Annotated in this window: 14 protein-coding genes; 13 read left to right on the forward strand and 1 reads right to left on the reverse strand. The window is 69.9% G+C overall.

The genetic code is table 11. From position 1 onward, the window contains the following. Nucleotides 1–197: 197 nt before the first annotated feature. From LV75_RS12715 to LV75_RS12760, 10 genes are all read left to right on the forward strand, one after another. The gene (locus LV75_RS12715; RefSeq protein ID WP_253887073.1) at nt 198–1,238 is read left to right on the forward strand and encodes a phytanoyl-CoA dioxygenase family protein; all 1,041 of its coding nucleotides are present in this window, start codon (nt 198–200) and stop codon (nt 1,236–1,238) included. Next, nucleotides 1,220–2,521: a DUF6271 family protein gene (locus LV75_RS12720; RefSeq protein WP_253887074.1), complete on the forward strand. Its 1,302-nt coding sequence runs from the start codon at nt 1,220–1,222 to the stop codon at nt 2,519–2,521. The genes LV75_RS12715 and LV75_RS12720 overlap by 19 nt, the downstream gene beginning before the upstream one ends. Next, nucleotides 2,518–3,711, forward strand: coding sequence for a type III PLP-dependent enzyme (locus LV75_RS12725; RefSeq protein ID WP_253887075.1), 1,194 nt, complete (start codon nt 2,518–2,520; stop codon nt 3,709–3,711). The genes LV75_RS12720 and LV75_RS12725 overlap by 4 nt, the downstream gene beginning before the upstream one ends. Continuing rightward, nucleotides 3,708–4,217, forward strand: a complete 510-nt coding sequence (locus LV75_RS12730) for a GNAT family N-acetyltransferase (RefSeq protein ID WP_253887289.1) — start codon at nt 3,708–3,710, stop codon at nt 4,215–4,217. The genes LV75_RS12725 and LV75_RS12730 overlap by 4 nt, the downstream gene beginning before the upstream one ends. Next, on the forward strand, nt 4,214–5,374 hold the full coding sequence (locus LV75_RS12735; RefSeq protein WP_253887076.1) for an MFS transporter: 1,161 nt from the start codon (nt 4,214–4,216) through the stop codon (nt 5,372–5,374). Before LV75_RS12730 ends, LV75_RS12735 begins: the two co-directional genes overlap by 4 nt. 63 nt (nt 5,375–5,437) lie before the next feature. Next, a complete protein-coding gene (locus LV75_RS12740; protein WP_253887077.1) occupies nt 5,438–6,613 on the forward strand; it encodes an MFS transporter in 1,176 nt (391 codons plus the stop codon). Continuing rightward, the gene (locus tag LV75_RS12745; RefSeq protein ID WP_253887078.1) at nt 6,610–7,710 is read left to right on the forward strand and encodes an aminotransferase class V-fold PLP-dependent enzyme; all 1,101 of its coding nucleotides are present in this window, start codon (nt 6,610–6,612) and stop codon (nt 7,708–7,710) included. The genes LV75_RS12740 and LV75_RS12745 overlap by 4 nt, the downstream gene beginning before the upstream one ends. 271 nt (nt 7,711–7,981) lie before the next feature. After that, nucleotides 7,982–10,456: a tetratricopeptide repeat protein gene (locus LV75_RS12750; RefSeq protein ID WP_253887079.1), complete on the forward strand. Its 2,475-nt coding sequence runs from the start codon at nt 7,982–7,984 to the stop codon at nt 10,454–10,456. 38 nt (nt 10,457–10,494) lie between these two features. Further along, the gene (locus tag LV75_RS12755; RefSeq protein WP_253887080.1) at nt 10,495–11,841 is read left to right on the forward strand and encodes a leucyl aminopeptidase; all 1,347 of its coding nucleotides are present in this window, start codon (nt 10,495–10,497) and stop codon (nt 11,839–11,841) included. Between the two features lie 225 nt (nt 11,842–12,066). Beyond that, a complete protein-coding gene (locus tag LV75_RS12760) occupies nt 12,067–12,993 on the forward strand; it encodes a YVTN family beta-propeller repeat protein (protein WP_344800996.1) in 927 nt (308 codons plus the stop codon). A gap of 78 nt (nt 12,994–13,071) precedes the next feature. On the opposite strand, the gene LV75_RS12765 is transcribed toward LV75_RS12760, so the two are convergent. Next, nucleotides 13,072–13,470, reverse strand: coding sequence for a hypothetical protein (locus LV75_RS12765; RefSeq protein WP_253887082.1), 399 nt, complete (start codon nt 13,468–13,470; stop codon nt 13,072–13,074). A 33-nt stretch (nt 13,471–13,503) separates the two neighbouring features. On the opposite strand from LV75_RS12765, the gene LV75_RS34905 reads away from it, so the two are divergent. Genes LV75_RS34905 through LV75_RS12785 form a run of 3 tightly spaced genes read left to right on the forward strand, consistent with a single transcriptional unit; the run spans nt 13,504 to nt 25,259 of the window. Next, complete coding sequence (locus LV75_RS34905) at nt 13,504–24,096, forward strand: LamG-like jellyroll fold domain-containing protein (protein WP_301319104.1); 10,593 nt, start codon at nt 13,504–13,506, stop codon at nt 24,094–24,096. Beyond that, nucleotides 24,096–24,623 (forward strand): SMI1/KNR4 family protein, encoded by a 528-nt coding sequence (locus tag LV75_RS12780; RefSeq protein WP_253887083.1) that lies wholly within the window; start codon nt 24,096–24,098, stop codon nt 24,621–24,623. Before LV75_RS34905 ends, LV75_RS12780 begins: the two co-directional genes overlap by 1 nt. 9 nt (nt 24,624–24,632) lie before the next feature. Next, a complete protein-coding gene (locus tag LV75_RS12785; RefSeq protein WP_253887084.1) occupies nt 24,633–25,259 on the forward strand; it encodes a hypothetical protein in 627 nt (208 codons plus the stop codon). Nucleotides 25,260–25,281 lie beyond the last annotated feature (22 nt).

The following is a 25,281-nucleotide window of genomic DNA, read 5'->3' on the forward strand; positions in this document are numbered from 1 at the left end:
AAAGGACAGTGTGGTAGGCGCCACGGTGCGCGGAATTCGATCAACTGGGAACCTGGAAGTACCGGCGCGCCGTGGGGCTCACACCACCCGGGCGCGTTCGGGTCGGCGTTTCGACCGCGCGATCGCGCGTACCAGGACCAGTGCCGGTCCGTCGGTAGATCCTTTCAGGACCCGAGATCGCACCGCGAGGTGAACCCATGTCTGTTGAGCAGTCCTTGTTCCCCGCCGCGTCGAGCATTGCCTACCGCAGTGCTGACGCGGACACCTACCAAGCTCCCGTGCAGCTACGAGATCTGGAGAAAGAGCTGCCACTTCGAGTGCTATCCCAAGAGGACTTCGCGTCCTGGCAGGCCTACGGGTACGTCGTCGTACGCGAGGCCATCGCGCGCGAGTCAGCACTTCGATTGCTCGACTTCGCCTGGGAGTTCCAAGGTCTGGACCCGGCGCGGCCCGAGACCTGGTACCCCGAGCGCGAGTACCGCTCCGAGCTCGACCGCGACCTGCACGTCTACGGGTTCGTGGAGGCGTACCACCACCAGCTCCTCTGGGACAGCAGGCAGACGCAGCGGGTCTACGACGCGTTCGTGGACGTGTGGGACTGCGCTGAACTCTGGGTGACCCTCGACCGGCTCAACCTGAACCCGCCGAACGTCGGCAACCGCGACCGCGCGCTGATCGCGCCGACGGGCCGCGGCTTCGACATGGACCTGCACTGGGACGTGGACACCACCGCGGCCCGCCCGCCGCAGCGGGTTCAGGGCATCATCGCGCTCGAGGACACCCGGCCGGAGCTGGGCGGGTTCCAGTGCTGCCCCGAGCTGTTCCACCGCTTCGACGAGTGGAAGGCCACCCAACCCGGGGACCGCGACCCGCTGCGGCCGCGGATCGACCGCGCCGAGTTCCCGCTCGTGCGGCCGGTGTTGCGCGCCGGTGACCTCCTGATCTGGAACGGCTTGGTGGCGCACGGCGTCGCCCCCAACACCTCCACCGACGGTGTCCGAGCGGCGCAATACCTGGCGATGATGCCCGCCCTCGAGGCGCACGAGGAGTTGCGCCGCTCGCGGGTCGAGTCCTGGCGCACCTTGGACACACCCACCTGGAACCCCACCCTCCTCGGCGATGCCCGGCGCCCCGAGGCCCTCCGCTACGGCACTGCCGAGCTGTCCGAGCTGGGGGAGAAGCTGCTCGGGCTGACACCGTGGCACGCTGGAGAGGTCGAATGCACCCGATCTGCCTGACCCTGCCGACCAACCGCGACTGTGTCGCCACCATCGGCGCGATGCTGGCGGAAGCCGCCTACGCCGTCGAGAACTTCGACGTCCAGGTAGACCTGCTGATCCTGGATTCCTGTGGTGAGCGCGAGTTCGCCGCGCACGCGGCCGCCGCCGCCACCACAATCCCTGGCGTCACGGTCCACCACCTGGACGAAGCACGCCAACGGGAGTTCCTGCGCGAGGCCATTGCGGAATCCGGTGTGCGGCAACCGGGGCACGTGCTCGACCTGATGCTGCCCACGGGCGTGTCCTACGGCGCGTGCACCAACCGCGCGTTCCTCATCGCCTCCGCCCTCGGCTGCGTGTCCTTCCACCGCCGCGATTCCGACAGCCGCTACCAGGAGTTCGATGGCGCACCGGTGTTCCCGATCCACCACGAGCTCACCTCGATCGGTCTGCGCGCGGGCGAAGCGACGCGCGTGAGCGAGGTCGCGCTGGATCCCGTGCACGCGAACAAACCCGTGGTGTTGGTCGGCGCCTCCTTCATCGGTGACCTGTCGGTGGACATCGCGGAGATCCGTGAGCTCGATCCCGAGGCGTACGAGGACATCGTGGGCCTGTGGGCACCCGCCGACGCGACCGAGGGGGAGAAACGGGAGCTGGTCGCGGAGTCGTTCACCGGCGCGGGAACAGAACCGTTCACCGGCGACCGCTCGATCCTCACGATTGTCGACCCGATGCGGGTGGACATGTGCAACATCGCGTTCCACGACGTGCAGGAACTCGTGCCGCTGCCGCCCGCGACCGACACGATCGGCAGCGACTACTTCCTGCTGCACCTGATCCGCACCGCGGCGCTGCCCGGCGTGCTGCACAACCGGCACATAGTCAACTTCCACACCCCGGAGCGCAAGACCGACGCCGGGTTCGCCGACTACCACCTGCGCCTGGCCAAGTTCTTCCTGTCGATGCTGTACCTGCGTGCCGTATACGACGGGATGGCCGCGGCGGGGGAGACCCTGCTCGACGAGGGGAACCGGGTCCGGCCCGGCGCCGTCGCCGAGCTGGTGCGGCGGAGCACCCGGCTGGACGTCGCGGACAACGTGCGGCGCTTGGAAGTCCTCGATGCGGCGTACCGGCGGCTGGGCGGCAAGTACGCCCGTCTCGCCGACACGCTCATCGACCGGCGCGACCAGCTCCTGGACGAGGCGCGCGCGGACATGGCGGACTTCGCGGTGCTGATCGACGCCTGGGCCCCGCTGGTCGGCGCGGCCGCGCGCATCGGCTTGGGAGCGCGGCGCCGATGAGCGGGACCGACCTCATGGCGGCGCTCGCCGCGGCGTCGACGGACCGCGTCCTGTTCGACCTCGACGGGATCCGCGCGACTTACCGGAACCTGACCGATGAACTGCCGGGCGTCGAGGTCAAGTTCGCGATGAAAGCGTGCCCGGTGGACGAGGTGATCGCCGGGTTGGCCGCCCGCGGCGCCGGTGTCGACGCGGCGAGCCCGGGGGAGATCGCGCAAGCGCTCTCGGCGGGCGTGGCGGTCAGCGATGTCCACTTCGGAAACACGGTGAAATCGGACCAGGACATCGTGGCCGCCTATCGCCTCGGCGTTCGGGACTTCGCCACCGACAGCCTTGAGGACGTCACCGCGATCGCCCGGCACGCCCCCGGTTCCCGGGTGTTCTGCCGCCTCGCGACGGACGGCGCAGGGGCCCTGTGGCCATTGAGCCGCAAGTGCGGGTGCTCGGTACCGGACGCTGTGCGCGTGCTGGACCGCGCGCGACAGCTCGGTCTGAAACCGTCCGGATTGTCCGTCCACATTGGTTCGCAGCAGATGTCGACCACCGCTTGGCGTGCCGCGTTCGACAGGCTCGCGGACGCCATCGTCGCGCTGCGCGGGCGGGGCATCGCCCTCGACCACGTGAACCTCGGTGGCGGTCTCCCCGCGCTGACCTACCTCGACCGACGCGGCGAGCCGCTGCGGCCGCCCCTGTCGGGGATCTTCGAGGCGATCCGGTCCGGCATCGGCCACCTGCGGGGCGTGTCGCCGGTACCGTTGCGGTTCCTGGTGGAACCGGGCAGGCACCTCGTCGCCGACCACGGCGCCATCCGGGCGCACGTGGCCCGGCTGACCTCCCGGCAGCTGCTCGACGGCGGCCAAGAGCGGTGGCTCTACCTGAGCTGCGGCAAGTTCAACGGCCTGTACGAGACCGACCAACTGCGCTACAGGCTGGTGTTCCCCGCCAGTCCGGCCGCCGACTTCGTGCCCGCGATGATCGCCGGACCCACCTGCGACAGCGACGACGCCTTCGGCGGCGACGGCGGTCCGGTTCGGGTTCCTCGCGACCTGCGCTCCGGCGACCCGGTCTGGATCATGGCGTGCGGTGCGTACTCGATCAGCTACATGACGCGCGGGTTCAACGGGTTCGGGCCGCTGCCTTACGAGATCGTCCAAGCGCACGACCGCGAGCAGGCGCCGTGCCCAGCATGAGGATCCGGCACCTGGTCGCCGAGGACTGGGCGGCGATCGCGGCGCTGGAGGCCGCCACTTACGGTGCCTTGTCGGAGGGGCGCACCGTGTTGCAGTCGCGGGCGGTCGCCTCCCCGGAGACGTGTTTCGTCCTCGACGCCGGGGAGCGGATCGCGGGTTACGTGCTGTCGTTGCCGTACCCGGACCACCGGTTCCCGGACCTGTCCGAGCCGGAGTTCACCGTCCACGGGCGGGCGAACCTGCACCTGCACGACCTGGTGATCGCACCGGCGTCGCGGGGTCACGGGTTCGGCGCGCTGCTGGTGGACCGGGTGATCGAGGCCGCGGTGGGCGCTGAACGGGTGTCCCTGGTCGCGCTCGAGGGGACTGGGGCGTTCTGGACCGCGCGCGGGTTCCGGGCGCTCCCGGCGGTGGCGACGCCGGGCTACGGTCCCGGCGCGGTGTACATGTCCAGGCCGATCACCCGGCGGGTCGAGTCCGCCGGTGGAACACGGAGGTCACAGTGACGGGTCCGGTGGGGTTCCCCCGACAGTTGCTCGCGATCGCGGCGCTGTTCAGCCTGCTCGGTTTCCAGTACTCCACCTGGGCCTCGCGGATTCCCGCGCTGGCCGATCGGATGGACCTCGACCCGCGCGAGGTCGGCTTGCTCTTGCTGGCAACGGGTGTTGGCGCGGCGGGGTCGTTCCCCCTTGTGCGGTACCTGATGCGGCGGCTGGGCTCGCGCGACCTGGCGTGCCTGTCGGGTTTGTTGCTCGGCGGGGTGCTGATCGCGCTCAGCGCGACGCCGAGCTTCGCCGTGGCACTGGTGGTCATGGCCTTCGACGGGGTGGTCGTGGCCTGCCTCAACGTGGCGATGAACGCCCAGGGCGCGGCGCTGGAGGTCCGGCACGGGCGCAACGCGATGGCCCGGTTGCACGCGACCTTCAGCGGTGGCTCCCTGGTCGCCGCGCTCGTGGCGTCCGCGGTGACCTCGGTGACCGAGGACCTGTGGGTGCACTTCGGGATCGCGCTGGTCGTCGTGCTGGCGTTGCTCGCCCTCGCCCGACCCGCGTTGCTGACCTCGGACATCGAGCCGGAGGAGAAGCCGCGCCGCGGCCGGTTCGCCCTGCCCGCGGCGGCCACGCTGTGGCTCGGGGCGGCGATGGTGTTCGGCACCATCACCGAAGGTGCGATGAACGACTGGTCGGCACTGTACCTTGAGGACATCGCCCAGGCCCCAGCATCCCTGGCCCCTTTGGGTATCGCGGTCGTGTCCGCCATGATGCTGGTGGCCCGCCTCTTCGCTGACGGCTGGCGCACCCGCTTCGGCGACGGCGCCGTGGTCCGCGTGGGCGCCACCCTGGCGGGGATCGGCTTGGCCGCGGCCCTGCTGATCGGCGGTGTCGTCCCGGCGCTCATCGGCTTCGCCTGCGTGGGCCTCGGCATCGCCGCGGTTACCCCCTGTGTCTACGTGGCCGCCGCCCGTCAGGGATCGGACGCGTTGACTTTGGTGGCGGCGATGGGCGTGACCGGCCTGCTGGGCGGGCCGCCGATCATCGGGTTCGTGGCGGGTGCGGGCAACCTGGCTTGGGGCATGGCCGTGGTCGCGGTGTCGGCGCTGGTGGTCGCGGTGTGCGCCCTGCGGATCCACTGGCCCACCCGGGCTGTCGCACCGGTCGAGTAGCCCGCTCCCGGGGTGCCGCAGTCTCGGGCGTTGCCCGGTTGACGGTGGCGGTTGGATGGGGCGGTGGCGGAGACCAAGGGAGCGGTGCGCGGGCAGCTGGGGCTGCTGCTGGGCGCCAAGGCCGTGTCGGACATCGGGTACGCGTTGGACTTCGTGTGCCTGTCGATCTTCGTGTGGGAGTCCACCCGGTCGACGTTGGCGACCGGGTTGGTGAGCGTGGCGCTGTACGCGGGGCAGATCCTCGGCGGCAGGCTCGGGCACGCGTACGGGGCCCGGTGGGACCGCCGGTCGGTGATGGTCGTCGCCGACCTGGTGCGGATGGCGGCCCTGCTGACCCTGGCCGTGCTCCCCGGGCAACCGCAGCTCTACGTCGCGGTGTTCCTGGTCGGGATCGGGCGGTCGGTGTTCGAGGGGACGCTCAGCGCGGCGACGCCGGTGTTGGCGGGGGAGCGGGCGCAGTTCGTCAACAGCGTGCTGGCGGGCATCAAGGGCATCGGGTTCATGGCGGGCATGAGCCTGTCCGCGGTCGCTGTGCCGGTGATCGGCTTCCAAGGGGTGTTCGCCCTCGACGCCGCCAGCTACGCGCTGTCCGCTCTGGTGCTGTTGGCCATCCGGATCCCGTTCCGCGACAGCGAGCCCGCCACACCCGCTGACAGCAAGAAGCTCCTCTGGCCGCTGGTCGTCGCCGCCGGGTTGGTGCCGCTGTTCGTGGTCCGGTGCCTGGACGCGTTCGGCAGTTCGTCGCAGCACGTCGGCATCCCGGTTCTGGGCAGCGAGCTGAGCCCCGACACGCCCACCGAGGCCGCGGGCGTCATCTGGGGGGTCTGGGCGGCCGGTCTGCTCGCCGCCGGGTTCGTGTTCCGCCCGCTGGCGACCAAGGTCATCGCCCGCGCCCCGGGCGTGGTGTTCTGCCTGGCCACGGTCCTCATGTCGCTCGGCTTCATCGGCATCTTCTGGTTCGACGAGTGGCCGTTGCGGCTGGCAGGCGCCGCGCTCGCCGGGATCGGGGACGCGTTCAGCGAGGTCGCGTTCAAACAGGCCGTGCAGCGCTTGCCCGACCAGCAGCGGGGGCAGGCGTTCGGCCTATCGCAGATCGTGGTGAACAGCGGTTTCATGGCCGGGCTCGTCGCCACCAGCTTCCTGCTCACCCCCGACTTCGTGCCCGAGTGGGTGCTGATCCTGCACGGCGTGCCGATGCTGGTCGCGGTCGCGGCGATCGCCCGGGTGCGTGCCCGGTGACCGCGTACCTGGACTACGCGGGCATGGGCAAGCTGCGCCCCCGGGCCGTGGCCGCGATGCAAGAGGCGCTGGTGGACGTCTTGCCGCACGGTAGCGCCGAGGTCGGTCGGATCTTCCCCGCCCGTCGCCGCGCCCGCGCGCTGGCCGCCGGGTTGCTCGACTGCTCGACCGACGAGATCGCCTTCGTCACCAACACCTCCACCGGCCTGCACCTGGTCGCCGACGGCCTCGACTGGCGCGCGGGCGACGAGGTCGTCGTGTTCGACCGGGACTTCCCGGCCAACGTCCACCCGTGGCGGATGCACGACGTCCGGTTGGTGTGGGTACCGATGCGCGACGGCGGGTACCGGATGGAGGACGTCGAGGCGGCGATCAGCCCCGCCACCCGGTTGGTCGCGGTCAGCCACGTCAACTTCGCGACCGGGTTCCGCGTCGACCTCGACGCGGTGTGCGCGCTCGCGCACCGGGTCGGCGCCCTGGTGAGCGTCGACGCCGTGCAGAGCCTCGGGGTGCTGCCGCTGTCGGTGGCCGACACCCCGGTCGACTTCCTCGCCGCCGGGGCGCACAAGTGGCTCTGCGGTCCGGTCGGCACCGGTATCTTCTTCAGCCGCCGCGAGCACCTGCCCCACCTGCGCTTACCCGGCGGGTGGTTCGGGTTCGAGGGCGCCAACGACATGCTCACCAAGGGCGCGGGCCACTTCCGCTACGACCTGTCACCGCTGCCGACGGCCGCGCGCGCCGAGGGGGGCATGTACAACGTGCTCGGCATGGTCGGTTTGGCCGAGACCCTGGCCGAACTGTCCGAAGTGGGCATCCCGGCGATCGCCGAGCGGGTGCGCCATTTGACACAGCGGCTCTGCGACGGACTGCGCAGCGCGGGCTGCGCCATTTCCGCGAGCACCGGTGGCGACGACTGGTCCGGGATCGTCGGTTTCACGCACCCGACAAGGGAATCCGTCCCGTTCGCGCAGGAACTGGTCGCCGCGGGCTACCACGTGTCGCACCCGGACGGGCTGGTCCGGGTGGCCCCGCACCACTGGACCGACGAGGCTGAGGTGGACGCCTTCCTGCGGGCGATCACGCTTCGTATTCGTTGACAGAAAAGGTGTTGCGTGCTCATTACGGTGGGGTTGCCCGGCTCTTGTTCGGCCCGAAACCGCTTGCTATGTTCCGATCCACCGGACCCCCGAACGAAGGAGCAGCGAAATGGCCTACGAGACCTGGGAATCACTCGCGGACGAGGTCGAGATCAGCACCGGCGCGGCGGACTGCTGGGTGTGCCTGGTCGACGCCTGATCCGTTCCGGCGGCCCCGCGGGCACATCCGCCGCGGGGTTCGCCCGCCACCGCTGACAGGAGCCCTGAGTCGATGGACCGCTGGGAGTTGGCGCACGGCCGCACCGGGGCGAACGCGCCGAGCTGGCTCACCTTCGAGGTCCACCGGCCCTACCTCGACGGCGCCGATTCGCCGTTGACCACGGTGCACGCCAGGGGATCCCTGCTCGCCGCCCGCCGGTTCGAGCAGCGCGACCCCACCGCGCCGCGCTTCGGCATGACCATGCCGGGCAGCTACCGGTCGCTGCTCGACGAGGAGTCCCGGCTGGTCCCGTACCGGGTGGTCGACCCGACCGGCCTCGACCCGGCGCTCGCCTCGCCCACCTGGCTGCGGATGTCCTCGGCGTTCGCCGAGCGGTCCGGCCTGGACGACGTGGACCGCGCGGGCTTGGCGCAATGGCTGTTGGCGACGTGCCTGCCCCGGGCTGTTCTGGATGTGGTGCCCGCGGACCTCTCGGAAGAGGAGTGCGCTGACCCGGTTCGCGCTGTCGGACAATGGACCCGGGCCAGTGCGCTATTCGCTGTAGAAGGCCTGTCGGACCGAACGCGCGCCGCGTATTCGCCATTGGTGGAGAATCCGGCCTCGACGGTGGCCCACGCGCAGGCGTGCGCCGCGTGGGGCTACCTCGTCACCCGCCACGCTGCCGACGATTCCGTCGCGCCCGCGCACTTCGCGCGCGCCGAGGAGATCCTCAAAGGACTCGAACTCCCCGACTTCGACCACAGCCTGCTGCGTGCCCGGCTCCTGCTGCGCCAGGTGATGCACGCGGAGCGGCAAGAGGCATTCGACCACGCCTGGCGCCTGCTCGACGAAGCGGCCGATCTCGCGCAGTCGCCGACCAACGCCGACGAGGAGGCGCTGGCCATCGAGATGCGCCGCCGGATCGCGGACCGGCGGGTGGACATCGCGGTGCGCCGTGGGGATACGGCGGCGGAGGACATCTGGATCGCTGAGGCATTGGCGCTCGACCCGTATGACGTGAAGGCCCGGATGCAAGCGGCGCAAGCGGTTGAACGGCGTGGGGACACCGAGACCGCGCTGGCGGGATACCTGGAGACGGCCCGCCTGGGTCCATTCGGGACGGCGTTCGCGCTCCTCGCCGCCGTTCGCTGTGCGTCGGCGCTCGGTCATGACGAGTTCGCGCGCGTGCTGGCCGAACGTGCGCACCGCACGGCGCCTCGGTCAGCGCGCACTCGGGAAGCCTTGGCGGAGCTGTCCGACCCGGCACTCGCGGACATGGTGCGCCAGCCTGTGGAACGCGGGTTCGAGCACAATTGGCACTACCGGATGTACGGGGCGTACTTCAACTTGGGCGTGTCCCAGTCGCCGTGCCTGTATGCCTCGTTGCCCACCTGGGCGTTCGAGTTCGCTGACGCTGGTGCGCCGCCGGAAGTCAACTGGCAGCGCTTGATGCCGCCCGCGTTCCGGGCGAACCTGGTGCGCGAGTCCGGGTTGGTGGAGTTCGCGGTCCGCCACCCGGCCGATCTCCCCGCATCGCTGCGGACACCCGCGTGGGACCGGTTGTGCGCGTGGATCGACGAGTTCCCGCACGCTGACGCCGAGCGGCAGTACCTGACCGCGGTGGTGTTGTTCCGGCTGGGTTTCGGCGCCCTGGTACTGGACCTGCTGCCCGCGCGCCCGATCGACCAGTCGATGACGGTCGCCGAACTGCGGTTGTGGCACTGGCGAGACGTGGTGCGCTACGTCGGTTCGATCGGTTCACCCTCGGTGGCTGAGCCGACGGCGTCGTTCGAGATCGCCGACCACCCGGCGTGCCCGACACACCTGCGGTTCGTGATCTCGGTGTTCGCGGTGGTGTACCACGCCCGGGAGACCAAGTCGTTGGAAGCCGCGGAGCTGTGGCGGTCGAAGGCGCAGGAGAGCCTGGACTTGTTGTTGACAGGGGATTCCTACTCGCCGTTCGAGAAGGCGATGATGGAGAGCCGGTTCTACCGGAGCGTCACGTACGTGCCGTTCCTGCGGCGGGACCGGGCGCAGCTCGAGCGGGAGATGGACCGGGCGGAGGAGCTGGCCCGAGCGGTACCGTTCCAGAGCCCGTACGAGGAGTTCCTGGCGCGGGAGAACCTGCGGGCCTGCCTGGAGAGCCGGTCGAAAGAAGCGTTCGGGTTCGGCGAGCACGAGCGGGGTAGGCGGTTGGTCGAGGAAGTGCTGGCGATCGATCCGTACGAGCCGAAGACGCACATGGAGTTGGCCGAGGTGCTGCTTGCCGAAGGGCGCGAACGGGAGGCAGGCGAGTCGTACCTGCGTACGGCTCGGCTTGGGCCCATCGGGACCGCCCGGGGGTACGCGTTGGCGGGGGAATGCTTCGACCGGGCGGGAGTGCCTTTGCTAGCAGAGGATTGCTTCGTCCAGGCGCTGCGGGTGGACCCGCATGCCGTGTCGGCCGCCAGGGGGTGGGCACGGGTGGCGACGGGGACGTTGGCTGCGGTGGCCGGGGAGTACGCCCGCGACCTGGAGGCGTGGGGCGCTGCGCGCCGGGCTCGATGACCGAGTGGGTGATTGGCCCGCCCACCGCAGGTACTTCGGTGGCTCCTGCGTTCTCGGACCGGCCTGTTGACGGGATTCCGGCTGAGTTCCTCGCCGCTGTTGGGTTTGTCGGCGGAGTTGGTCAGGTGGTGCAGATCCCGGGATCAGTCCTCTATGGACTTGGTGTGGTAGGGGACCTGGATGCGGACGCGGTTCGACGTGCGGCGGGGGAGTTGGCGCGGTCGGTGCGCGGACACCGGCACCTCGCGATCACCGTTCCCGATGGGTACTCGCGGCCGTTCGTCGAGGGTTTCGTGTTGGGCGGCCACCGGTTCACCCGCTACCAGAGCGACCCCGACATCGCAGGTGTCGACCGCGTCGACCTGATCACGTCCGACGATCCCGCGCACCTGCGTGCCGCGCTGGTGGTGGCCGAGGCGGTGGTCCTGGCCCGCGATCTCGTCGCCGAGCCCGGTGACGTCCTGACGCCCATCGCTTTTGCCGATCGTGCGGTGGAAGTCGCCAGCGCCGCCGGACTCGAGTGCGAGGTCTGGGACGAGAAGCGCATCGCCACCGAGCGCCTGGGCGGGCTGCTCGGCGTGGCCCGCGGCTCGCGCAACCCGCCCCGTCTGGTCCACCTCAGGTACCTGCCGGGCTCCGGAGCCCCCACCGCCTTGGTCGGCAAGGGCGTCACGTTCGACGCGGGCGGACTCTCCCTCAAACCAACACCGCAGATGATCGACATGAAAGCCGACATGGCAGGCGCCGCCACCGTTCTCGGCGTCATGTCCGCCTTGTCCGCCCTCGGGTGCCCACGCCCCGTCGACGCCTGGCTCCCCCTCACCGAGAACATGCCCACCGCCGACCCCATCCGCATCGGCGACATCCTCCGCATCCGCAACGGCACCACCGTCGAGATCCGCAACGCCGACGCCGAGGGCCGCCTCATCCTCGCCGACGCCCTGGTCCTGGCCGCCGAGACCCACCCCACCGCGATCATCGACGTCGCCACCCTCACCGACGCCGCCGCCATCGCCCTCGGCCGCCAGATCACCCCCGTCATCACCAACGACCCACCCCTGTCCGATGTCCTCCTAGCCGCCGCAACCCGGGCGGGCGAACCGTTCTGGCCTCTCCCGTTGCCCGCCCGCTACCGCGCCCTCCTGGCCTCCACCACCGCCGATCTGGTCAACTACACCACCGGCCTCCGCCACGGCACGGCTCTGCTGGCGGCCCTCTTCCTCAACCACTTCGTCCCGCCCACCACACCCTGGGCCCACCTCGACATCCAGGGCACCGCCTTGGCCGACCACCCCTACGCCGAACACCCCGCTGGCCCAACGGGTGTCGCCGTGCGCGCACTCCTGGAGTACCTCGTCGCGGCCCCCGTTGCTCCTTCGGTGTGACAGCACGGTGTTACCGGCTTAGCGCGGGTGATCTCCGTGTCGGGGGGCTCGGTCGTCCTGTCACCCGGCTTGTCGATTGTTGATCACCCGTGGCTGGATACGCTGTGCGAGACGGTGTCGATCTCCAGGGGGAGCAAGGTCTTGAGACGAATCTTCATCAGGGGTGCGGTCGCGGTGGCAGTTTCCCTTTGCGCGTCAGTAGCAGTGGTGCCCGCTGGCCCGGCAGTGGCGGCGCCAGCGGTCCGGCTGGTGTATGTCGCGAACATGTTGGGGAACTCGGTTTCGGCCTACAACCCCACCACCGGCGCGGTGGTGGCGACGATTCCCGTCGGGTCATTCCCGTTCTCGGTGGCGGTTTCACCGGATGGCAACCGTGCGTATGTCGCGAACAACAGCGGTGACACCCTTTCGGTGATCGACACCAACAGCAACACGGTGACCAGCACGATTCCCGTGGGGGACATGCCGCGCACGGTCGCGCTCTCGCCGGACGGCTCCAAGGCGTACGTCGGCCGTTGGGTGGGCTGGAGCGCCGATGGCGTGGACGTGGTGGACACGGCCACCGGCACCGTGATCGCGACCGTCCCGGTCGCCAAAGGGCCCGACGACATCGCGGTCACCCCGGACGGCTCCCGCATCTACGTGGCGAGTTTCGCGGGCAACGACGTCTCGGTGATCGACACAGCCACCAACACCGTCATCGCCACCATCTCAGACCCCGCGATCAGCATGCCCCACAGCATCACAATCTCACCCGACGGCACCCGGGCGTACACCACGAACTTCTTCAGCGACAACGTCTCCGTCATCGACACGGCCACCAACACCCTGACCGCGCTCATCCCGGTCGTGGGCGGCCCCGTGGCACTCTCGCTTACCCCCGACGGCGCTCACCTGTACGTGGCGAACCAAACCCACGCCACCGCCGTGGTCATCGACACCGCCACCAACACCGTCATCACCACCATCGCCACCCTCATCCGCGTCGGCGACACCCCATCCGACGTCCTCGTAGACCCCACCGGGACCAAGGCCTACGTCTCCAACTCCAACGAAAGCTCCCTCTCAGTCATCGACACCGCGACTAACACCGTCACCACCACCATCCCCGTCGGCACCGGCCCCGGCTCGATAGCCACCGCGCCGAACTGACCCCGCCCACGCGGGTTCCGCGAGCGTGGTCGATGCCAGGTACCACGAGGGGCCACCACTCTATGTCCACATCGGACGTCAGGACACCGTCAGCACGGCGAGTTCCCGCGTTCCGAAGATGACCACGTGGTCACCGGGAACGAGCGCGGTGAACTGGATCCGCCCGCTCCCACCGGTGACGTCGGCGACGAGGTCCAAGCTCTTGATCGCTGCTTGGCCGTCCGCGGTCGAGGCGATGGTGAGGTCGACGACGGTACCGAGCTTGATCGTGTGCCGCGTCGGGGTCTGCTGACCCGAGGGGTGGACCAGGTTCAGCGTCGTGACCACGCGCGGGTCCGGGGTCGCGGGTCCGGTCGGGGTGAGCGGGACGGCTACCTGCGGTGAGGGTAGCTCGGGCGGTGCGGGGGGCTGCTCCGGCGTGGAGCAGCCCGTCACCAGCAGTGCCCCCGCGATCACGGCTGTCAAGGTGCGACGCATGTCCGTCCTCAGGTCGGTTCGAGTGGTCACATCATGCCTGCCGACCCGGGCTGGTTCGTGCGCCCGTTCGGCCGCTTGACCAGGGCGGCGTCCATAACGTTCGATATGCCACGAACAGTGCTCATGTCGGATTGTCGCTACTGGGGGGCCGCATTGTCCGGTCGGTTGTCGGCGCGCGTCAACGCGCGCGGGCTCGCGGTCGTCTCGATCACTGCCATCGCGCTGACGGCCCAGTCGCTACCCTGGGTGCCCGTCCCGGTGGCGAGCGCGGCCGCTGCCGCCCCCGCCGGAAAGCCCACCGGGCGGTTACCGGTGCAGGCCCAGGGGTCCGCCGACGGCAAGCCGACCAGCGCGCCGTCTGAGGCGACCAAGGCGGCGGTGACGGGGACGAAGAAGGCCATTGGCACCGGCGTGGGGCAATTACCCGTCGACTCCGACGAGCTCCCCCCGCAGCCCGCGGTCGAGCAGCCGAAGACCCAGGTCAGGGCGGGCGCCAAGCCGACGACCGGGACGAAGTCGTTCGACCCCCGGTTCAGCCGGGAGCTGGAGAACCTGCGCGACGCGCGGACCCGGGTGTACGCCAACCCGGACGGCACCCGCACGGCCCAGGTCAGCACCCTGCCGGAGTTCTACAAGGCCTCGAACGGCAGTTGGCAGCCGATCGACGGCAACCTGGTCGAGGACGGGGCTGTCCTGCGCAACAAGGCGGGTGCGGTCGGGCACCGGTTCGCCAAGCGGGCCGACGCCGCCGCGCTCGCCGAGTACCGGATCAGCGACACCGTGTCGGTCGGCTTCGGTGTCACGGGCGCCAAACCCAGCTCGGGCACCAAGGACGCCGACCAGGTCACCTACCCGGACGTGCGGCAGGCCGCCGACCTGGAGTTCCAGTCGACCGCGACCGGTATCAAAGAGACGATCGTCCTCAAGGGAGCCGACGCGCCGACCGAGTGGGTGTTCCCCCTCGACCTGCGCGGCTTGACCGCCCGGCTGGACAACGGTTCGGTCAGCCTGGTCGACGGCGCCGGTGCGGTGCGCGCGACCATCCCGCGCGGCTTCATGGAGGACTCCGCGTTCCCGCAAGCGGGTACCGGTGTGAACTCCGACAAGGTCACCTACGCGCTGGACAGCCAAGGCGGCAAGACCGTCCTGCGGGTCAGCGTCGACAAGGCGTGGGTCACCGACCCGGCTCGGGTGTTCCCGATCCGCGTCGACCCCAGCGTGGTCGACGTCCAGGCGGACGCCTCGACGTTCGTGCAGACCGGCTTCACCACCCCGCACCACACCATGGCCGAGGTGCGCACGGGCACGTGGGACGGCGGTTCGAACAAGGCCGCGACCTACCTGAACTTCGGCAGCGTCTCCTCCCAGCTCGCTGGCCAGTACGTGGTGGGCGCCGAGCTGTGGCTGGCCAACATCCACTCGTTCTCGTGCAGCCCCCGCGACGTGCGGGTGCACCAGGTGACGCAGCCGTGGTCGGCCAACCAGATCGCGGGCTTCCCCGGCCCCGGCTACGGCGCGCAGGTCGGCAGCGCGAACTTCGCCTACGCCTACAGCGGCGCCGGCAGCGCCTGCCCGAACACCGCCTGGGTGCCGATCCCGCTCAACCAGACGGGCCGCGACCTGGTGAACTCCTGGACCCACGGCGCGGCCAACTACGGCCTGACCGTGCGCTCCTCGGAGACCGACAGCTACGCCTGGAAGAAGTTCGCCAGCCGCAACAGCGCCAACCCGCCGAAGCTCGCGGTGACCTACAGCCCGTACTGGGCGACTTACCAGGTGCCGCAGTCGATGTCGGTGCCGGTGTCGTCCACTCAGGACGGCGTGATGCCGATCACGGTCACCAACTGGGGTCGCGACGTCTGGACGCCGGGCAACAACTACCAGCTGACCTACCACCTGTACAACTCCAGCGGCGTCGAGCAGCCGCAGAGCATGACCTACCACGTCGCCGTGCCGCACAACGTCGGCTATGGACAGTCGGCCACCATCCAGATGCCGATCAAGAAGCTGGCCCCCGGCAACTGGACCATCCAGTTCGACATGGACCTCTACGGCACCACCATGTTCGCCTGGCAGGGCGTGCCGACCTCCGGCACCGTCGCCCTCACCATCGGCGACCAGTACCCGATCATCACCGGCCTGTCCCCGGAGCACTACTCGTCCCTCGGCACGCTGACCCCGACGCTCACCCTCAAGGGCTACGACCCGGACAACTACCCGAGCCTGGGCACGGCTGGCCGGTTCGTGATCTCCGACCTCGCCGGTACCACCGTCGCCGACTCCGGCTGGGTGGGGGACGGCACCAACTCGGGCTTCAGCGGGACCGTCAACTGGACGGTGCCCGCAGGGGTGTTGAAGTGGAGCCAGGTCTACCGCTGGTCGGCCAGCATCGGCAGCTGGGGCAACAACGGCCCCATGGTCGGCGGCTACACCTTCACCACGGCGGTCCCGCAGCCCGCCGTGCTGTACCGCGGCGGCGCGGCCACTCTCGAGTCCGACAAGGGTTTCGACCCGTTGACGCGCAACTACACGACCGTTGCCACCGACGCCGCCGTCAAGTCGGTCGGACCCGACCTCTCGGTGGTGCGCACCTACAACAGCCTGGACTCGCGCAACCTCGCCTTCGGCAAGGGCTGGGCGTCCAGGTTCGACTCCGCCGTGCTGCCCGACAGCGACGGCAGCGGGAATCTGGTCGTCTACTACCCGGACGGGCAGCAGGTGCGGTTCGGCCGCAACAGCGACGGCACGTTCGCCCCACCGCCCGGGCGCTTCGCCACCATGACCCCGGTGTCCGGCGGCGGTTGGCGCCTGATCGACAAGGCGAACCTCGTCTACACCTTCACCGCCGCGGGCAAGCTCGCCACCATCACCGACGGCCACGCCCGCTCGATCACCCTGACCTACGACGGGTCGAACAAGCTCACCACGGTCACCAACTCCGCGGGCGGCCGCGCACTCCGCTTCACCTGGACCGGCAACCACATCGCCACCATCACCACCGACCCCGTCACCTCCGGCGGCACCGGTCTGGTGTGGACCTACACCTACGACGGCGACGCCCTCACCAAGGTGTGCGACCCCACCGCGGTCTGCACGACCTACGAGAACAACCCGGGCCCGGAGTACTACGACCGTGTGATCAAGACCGTGTACAAGGGCGGGTACTGGACGTTGGCCGACGCCGGGGGTAGCTCGGCGGTCAACGAGATCCCCGGCGGATCGGCGGCCGCCGCGGCGAACGTGACCGCCGCCTCCGACAACCCGTTCGGACTCGCGGGAGTCAACTCCGCCTCGTTCAACGGGACCACGTCGGTGCTCACCGTGCCGAGCCAGGCCGTGCGCTTCGACGACCCGGCCACCACCACCCACCGGTTCGAGTTGTGGTTCAAGGCGACGGGGTCCGCAGGCGGTGTGCTGATCGGCGGGTCGACCAGCGCGCACGGCGCCGCTGGCGCCACATCGGCGTTCCAGACCACCTATGTCGGAACGGACGGGAAGCTCTACGTCACGCCCGCGGGCAGTGGATCGCTGATCACCGGTCCGGTCGTGACCGACGGGAAGTGGCACCTGCTCACCCTGGGCCTCAACAAGTCCGCGAACAACGCGGTGTACGTGGACGGGGTGAAGATCGGGACGACCACAGGTGCGCTCCCGGCGGGCGCTGCCACGGCAACGGTGTTCGTCGGGGCCGGACCGATCAGCGGCTCTTGGCCCGCCAAGCCGGTCGACCCGTGGGCGCACTTCTCCGGTTCGCTCGCCCACCTGTCCACGAACCGGGACGTGAGCTGGTCGGAGGTGGGGACGAACTTCGGCTACGGGTCGACCACCCGCCTCCGCTCGATCCTCGACGGGACGGGGCACCGGCTCGCGCAGGTCTACTACGTGGATGGCACCGGCAAGGCGGCCAGGGTCGTTGACCGGAACGGTGGTACGTGGCAGCTGAGTTCGCCGTTGGGCAATGGCATGTACGAGTGGGACCCTTGGGGCAAACCGGATTCCAACGGTTACGAGATCAGCCAGTTGGCCGTGGACTCGGGCTGGTTCCAGTCGGCGGGGGAAGGTGCGCGCGGCGAGGCGTGGCCGGGCAGACTGTTGCACATCGGTGGGCCTGTCCAGACCACGGTCACGGGGCCGATGGGTGACCTGGGGCTCCGGTTCGACGGGCTCAACCACGGCGCGGCGTTCAGCACCGCCAGCGAGGTGGCAGGTGCTAGCACCGCGACGGTCGAGATGTGGTTCCGCACGTCCACGACCACCGGTGGCGTACTCCTCGGCGAGTACACCTCGATCCCCGAGGGCGGCCTGCGCGATGACGACACGCCGCTCATCTACGTCGGGTCCGACGGGAAGCTCTACGGGCACTTCAACAACGGCCAGGTAGCGGGGATCGTCACGCCGAACGCGGTCAACGACGGCCAATGGCACCACCTGGTGCTGACCGCGGACGGCGCGGGCCAGGCCATGTACCTCGACGCGGCGCTTGTCGGCACCCTGGCCGGGTCGATCTCCAGCGACGCCACCCACGTCGAAGTGGCGATCGGCACCTTCGACGCCCGCCCGTGGCCCGCGCGGCCCGCGAGCGGCTTCTCCTTCCTGGCCGTGGATGTGGCCCACCTGATCTCCTACCGGAGTGCGCTGCCCGCCGCGCGGGTGAGTGCGCACTACGCCGCGCGGGGGTCCCTCACCTCGTTCCGCGGCGCTGTCTACCCCGATGTCCCGCACCAGTGGCGGCTCTTCAACGACGTGGACGAACCGAAGCTGGATCCCGCGCTCGGCGGGGCGACCCTGGTCAACGTCCCGCTGGACCAGAACCCCTTCATCACCGACGGTGGTGGTTCGGGGTCGTTCAACGGGTCCACCTCCCACGCCGTGCTGCCCCCGTACCACCTGCTCGGGCGCGGCAAGTACTCCGTGGACCTGTGGTTCCAGTCCAGTTCGGTCGCGGGTGGGGTCCTGCTCGGCGCTGGGAACAAGAACCCCGCGGAGTCCGGCACACCGACCGGGCGGCCGTTGCTCTACATCGGGACCGACGGCAAGCTCTACGGCGGTCTGGCGCCCACGGGCGTGGATCCGATGCGCAGCACGGCCCCCGTCAACGACGGCCAGTGGCACCACGCCGCGATCACCAGTGACGGCACCAGCCAGGTCCTCTACCTGGACGGGAAGGCGGTCGGGCACCGCAGCGGGTCGGCCGCCATCGGCGACCGGGTCATCCAAGCGGGCGTCGGCTGGCTGGCGGACGAGGCTTGGCCCAGCGAACCCGCCGACTCGTGGGGGCACTTCAACGGCACGATCTCGTACCTGAACTTCTACCCCCGCGCGCTCACCTCGAGCCAGGTCCTGACCCACGTGCGCGAGGGCTACGCGAAGAGCTACTCGGTCACGGTTGTCGACCCGGCTGGGCGCAAGATCGTCTACGGGTTCGACCACGATCGCGGTGATCGGTTGGCGTACAAGGTTGATGCCAAGGGGGCGGCTCAGCACTACGAGTATGACGCGGGTGGGTTCTTGGCGAAGGTGACCGACGCCAATGGCAATGCCACGAACACCGGGTATGACGCGCAGGGGAACCTGGTTTCCCAGTCCACGTGTCGTGCGCAGACCCAGTGCAACACCGCGTACTACGGGTACTACGCCAATCCCGCTGATCCCGCTGACCCGCGCAACGGTCTCCTGCTGACCTCGCGTGACGCGCGATCGGCGAACAAGGACGACACGACCTATCTCACGACCTACACCTACACCGCCGAGGGGGAGTTGGCTTCGGTTCGCACGCCGTCGACCGACGACGTGCCGGATGGGCGGGCCTCGACCAACCTGTACACGGCGGGCACCGAGGCAGCTCCTGCCGGAACCGGTGGCGGTACGCAGCCCAAGGGGTTGCTGGCGTCCACGACGGACCCGGCGGGTGGTGTCACCAGCTTCGCGTACAACCGATTCGGCGACCTCGTCAGCGCGACCGACCCGGCGGGCAAGATCACCCGCTACACCTATGACGGGCTCGGGCGCCCGGTCACCACCGAGGTCGTCTCCTCCGCCCTCCCGGGTGGGGCGAGCACGTCGAGCACGACCTACGACGGGGCGTCGCGGGTGCTCACCTCGACCGGTCCGGTGACGACCGACGCGGTGACGGGCGTGACCCGGCAGTCGCGGGTCCTCAACACCTACCACGGCAACGGGGCGCTGGCGACGAGCACGTCCTCCGATGTCAACGGCACCGCGATCGCCCGGACCACCAGCTACGACTACGACGACCGCGGTCGGGTGCGCACGGTGACCGACGCCGAGGGTGGTGTCACCACCTACACCCACGACACACTGGGCAACCGCACCAAGGTGGTCGACCCCGTGGGTACGGAGTTCACCTACACCTACACACCGACCAACCAGTTGGCCACCACGGGCGTGAAGTCCTTCAGCGGTGACGGGCAACCCGCCAGGGACGTCACCCTGGAGTCCAACGCTTACGACCCCGCTGGGCGACTGGCGACCACGACCGACGCCATGGGGCGGACCACCGCCTACCGCTACTTCGACGACGGCCTGCTCGCCACGCAGACCAGGGTCGGGTTCCGCGAGGCCAACGGGTCGACCCGCGATGTTCAGATCGCGGCGTTCGACTACGACGCGGTGGGCAACCAGACCCGGACCACCGCTGGCGGCGTGGTGGCCGAGCGGGTCTTCGACGCGGCCGGGTACCTGGTCGCCTCGGTGGGCGACCCGCAGGGCGAGCAGCGGACCACGCGCTACACCGTGGACGGGCTGGGCAACCCGGTGACTGTGACCAGCACCGACAGCGACTCCACCACGCCCACGATCACCACCCTCGGGTACGACGCCGTCGGGCGGGAGACCACGCGGTCGGTCGTCAACGGCGCCACCACCCTGGTCACCAAGACCGTGCGGGACCAGTCGGGCCTGGTGACGGCGGTGACCGACCCGAGGGGCACCACCGGGCCCACCCCGGACCCGGCGTTCACCACCAACTACGCCTACGACGCCGCCGGGCGGTTGACCACCGTCACCCAGCCACCCGGTTCGCTGGAGTCCAACGGCGCGGCCGCGCAGGTCGGCAGGCCGGTCACCAAGACCGGGTACGACGTCTTCGGCGCGGCGACGTCGGTGCGCGACCCGAACGGCAACACCACCACCGCGGCCTACGACAAGCTGGGCCGCCAGACGAGCACGACCGCGCCGGCGTACACACCGCCCGGTGGTACCGCGATCACCCCGACCACGACCACGACCTACGACGGGGCCGGGCGGACGAGCTCGGTGACCGACGCGGGCGGCGCCACCACGACGTTCGGCTACGACGTGCTCGGCAACCTGACCCTGCGCACCGACCCGGTGCGCGGCACCGACCCCGCGGGCGTGTCCACGTTCCGCTACACCCCGTTGGGTGAACTGCTGTCCGCCACGGGTGTCACCGGTGCCACGACCACCGCGACCTACGACGACCTCGGGCGCAGGATCACCGAGACGGTCGTGGAGCGCTACCCGGCCCCGGGGCGCAACCTGACCACCACGACGGCCTACAACGACTCCGGCACCGTGAAGTCGGTCAAGACCCCGGACGGCGCCGAGACCAAGTACGCCTACAACGGCCTAGCCGAGCAGGTGAGCTCGACCAACCCGCAGAACAAGGTGACCACCTTCGCCTACGACCACCTCGGTCGCACGGTCAAGGTCACCGACCCGCTCGGGCTGTCCGTCGGCACCCAGTACGACCAGGCCGGGCGGCAGGTCGCGGTCACCCAGTCGAACGCGGCCGGGCAGGTCCTGCGCACCACTGGCACCGGCTACGACCGGGCGGGCAACGTCACCTCGAGCACCAACGCGCTCAACGTGACGACGACGATCGCCGTCGACGCGCTCGGGCGCCTGGTCAGCGAGACCCAGCCGGTGGCCACCAACGCGAACACCAGCGTCGGCTACGGGTACGACGCGGCGGGCAACCGGACGCGGCTCACCGACGGCAACGGCAACGCCACGATCACCAAGTTCAACACCTGGAACCTGGTCGAGTCGGTCATCGAGCCGGTCACCCCGCAGCACTCGGCCGCGTCCAACCGGACCTGGACGACGAGCTACGACGTCCTGGGCAGGCCGGTGCGGCTGCTCCAGCCGGGCAACGTGGTCCGCAACCGGGTGTTCGACGTGTTCGGCAACCTGACGAACGAGACCGGCACCGGCACCGTGGCCACCACCGCGGAGCGGGTACTCGGCTACGACCTCGCCGGTCGACTGACCTCCGCGAAGTCCGGGTCCGGCACGAACAACTACACCTACGACGACCGGGGCAACCTGCTCAGCATGGCGGGCCCGTCCGGCAACGCCACCTACGCCTACGACGACAACGGCAGGCTGACCAGCCGCGCGGACGCGGCGGGGACGGCCACCTTCACCTACACCTCAGCGGGCCGGTTGCTCTCCGCCGCCGACCCGAGGACCGGTGCCACCGCCACCTACGGCTACGACGACGCGGGCCGGTCGACCTCGGTCGGCTACGGCTCGGGCAACGGGTCGCGGGCCTACGCCTGGGACGACCTCAACCGCCTGGTGAGCGACAAGGTGAAGAACCCGGCGGGTACCGACACCGCGACGATCACCTACGGCTACGACGTCGCGGACCGGCTGACCAGCAAGGCCACCACCGGCACCGCGGGCGCGGCGAGCAACACCTACGGCTACGACCTGGCCGGCCGGCTCACGACCTGGACCAACGGCGCCACCACGACCGGCTACACCTGGGACAACGCGGGCAACCGGCTCACCGCGGGCGCGGTCTCCTACACCTACAACCAGCGCAACCGCCTGGTCACGGCCGGGAGCACCACCTACGACTTCACCGCGCGCGGGGCGCTTGAGGGCACGACGACCGGTGGGGTCACCACCACCTACCGCTTCGACGCCTTCGACCGGCTGGCCATCGACGGCAGCCGGACCTACGCCTACGACAGCCTCGATCGGCTGATCAAGCCGGGCATGTCCTACAGCGACCTCGGCAACGACCTGGCGGCCGACGGGACGGCCACCTACAGCAGGTTGCCGAACGGGGACCTGCTCGGTCTGTCCCAGGGGGCGGCCAGCGGTCTCGCGCTCACCGACCAGCACGACGACCTCGTGGCGACCTACTCCGCCGCCGGGGCGATCGTCGACTCCACCGCCTACAACCCGTTCGGTGAGGTGTTGGCCAGGACCGGGTCGGCCCACCCGCTCGGCTTCCAGTCCGGGTGGACCGACGACGTGACCGGCCGGGTCAACATGGCCGCGCGCTGGTACAACCCCGCCACCGCGACCTTCTACAGCCGCGACGACATCGCGGGTGCGGGCGGTCCTGGCGTGGCGGGCCACAACCGCTTCGCCTACGGCGCGGCCTCGCCGATGAACTACAACGACCCCGATGGCCACCTCGCTCAGGCGGTGTGTGTCGCCCCGACGCTGGCCACGGCGGCCGCGCCGCCCGTGGCGGTGGCGGTTGGCGCAACCTGCGTCGTGGGTACCACCCTTCTGGAGGTCGCGGCCTGGGCGGGCGTGGCGACGGTAGGTACGGGGATCTCCTACCTCGCTGACTCGGCCATCAACGGGACCACGGGCTCCTTCAGGAACAGGTTGAACGTGCGCCCGCGGTTCGGATCAGACCGACCCGACGAGGTCATCAACTGCCGCTCGCTCGGGGGATGTGGCGGCAGTGTCGGACCGCGCACCCCACCGGCGCCGATCGGCACCCAGGCCAAGCCCGGCGGCGGTGGTGCCGGGGGCGGCCCGAAGGGCCCGAGGGGGCCGGGTGGCAACGTGCGCGTCACGACGCGGAACGGCAACCCGGGTGGTGGCGGTGGTGGCCCGACCGCGGCCGCGCTCGCAGCCGCAGCGGCGGCTGCCATGGCCGCCAAGGTGCTGGAGAAGGCGCTGACCCCGACGCCCAAGCCGCCGTCCGGTCCCACGCTCGCGCCCGACGTGCAGAAGCTGATCGCCGACGCGGGCACGATCCTGGCCTCGGTGGTCACCGGGCAGACCATCCAGCAGACCGCACTGGCCGACCGGGACGACCGCCCCATCCCTTCACCCGACCCGGGCTCTGACCCCCGCGGGCCGGGCGGCACCGGTACCGACGAGGACGAGGACGACGGGTGCCGGGAGAACTGGCAGCAGTACGGCGAGCGGCAGCAGGTCACCTACAACGGCCGCCGCGCGCTGCGGGCCACCTGGGCGGCGGCCTGCGTGGTCTCGACGAACAGCGAGGAGCGGCCCGTACTGGGGTTCGCCCTGCCGGGGCAGAAGAGCGACACGGGCATGGCCCGGTGCCACCTGATCGCGCACTCGTTGAACGGTTCGAGTAGCGACCGGCGGAACTTCGTCCCCTGCTACCAGGACAAGACCAACAACGCGTGGATGTGGCACGGGGTGGAGAAGATCATCGGCCAACAGGTCGAGGCCAAGAACCCGGTGCACATGATCGTCGCCCCGGTGTACGACGAGTTCAACACCATGGTGCCGTACGCGATCAAGTTCTACGCGCGAGGTAATAACGGTTGGCTGTGTCATGGCACAATCCCCAACATGTCGAACTTCCACGTGGAGTTGCTCGAGGTGAAGTTCGAAGACAGCTGCAAGGGGTCTTGATGACAGCCGTCGATGACCTCGCCCGACTCGTTGGCTGGTCCAGCACCCCGAAGATGGTGCCGGACTGGTCAGTGACCGAGCGGTTGCTCGGGTTCGCACTACCCGATGACTACAAGCGGCTGCTGGAAGTGTTGCCGGTCGGTGAGTACGGGGGCACCTTCCTGGTGCAGCCGCCGACCGTGACCGGTCGGGAGGGGGACCTCGCGGCGTTGTTCGAGGAAGTCTTGGAGGTCCTGGACTCGCTCGACAACGTCCCGTATCCGATCCACCCGGACGTGCCAGGCCTGCTGCCGTGGGCGGAGGGTTTGGACGGCGACGTGGGGGAGCTGTTCTGGCTGACCGGTGACCCCGACCCGAACCGGTGGCCCGTGCTGGTGTCCGACCTCAACCACATGCGTTGGGAGCAGTTCGACGGAGGCGCCGTCGAGGTACTGACCGCGTTCCTCTCCGGACGGTTGCCCAGCGAGATCCTGCCCGCGGAACCGCTTCTGCCGCTGTATGAGTCGCTCCAAGACTTGCCCGACTAAGGCAGGCCGATGGGAGCGATCGATGACCTCGTGCGGGTGACCGGCTGGACAGGACAGTCCTACGCGGCCACCGACTGGGACGTGGTCGAGCAGCGGCTCGGCATCGCGCTGCCTGCGGACTACAAGCTGTTGCACGAGGTGTACCCGCCGGGCAGCTTTCATGGCCCAAACAGTGATTCGATCATCGTCCAGCCGCCGTACCGGGTGGCGGGTGTCGTGGACCACACCTGGCAGTTCAGGGCAGAGTTGGGCGAGTTGCGCGACTGGCGCGATCAGCACCCGGACGACGTCCCGGACGCGGTGTACCCGGAGCGGGATGGGTTGTTGCCGTGGGCGCGGTCGGGTAGGCCGCTGCTGCTGTGGGACCCCGCCGACTGGTCCGTTGTCGTGTCCAACGGCGGCATCTGGCGACTGGAGGACGACGACCCCGTGCTGGAGCGGTTCGCCATGGGCGCGGTTGAATTCCTGGTGGGGGTCGTGACCGGGGAGGTCTCCAGCCGGGACATCAACCCCGGCCCTCATGAACCACGATCCGTGTCGGTGCCCGCTTTCCGCCCGTTTCCGCAGGCCGAGTGGGACCGCATCAGCGTGGCCGCCGGGCCGTCCTTGCGCCACGTGCGGTTGCCGCGGGACTGACGCGGCAACCCAGCGCGGTAAG

It is taken from the genome of Actinokineospora diospyrosa (assembly GCF_024171925.1).
Classification (GTDB): Bacteria; Actinomycetota; Actinomycetes; order Mycobacteriales; family Pseudonocardiaceae; genus Actinokineospora; species Actinokineospora diospyrosa.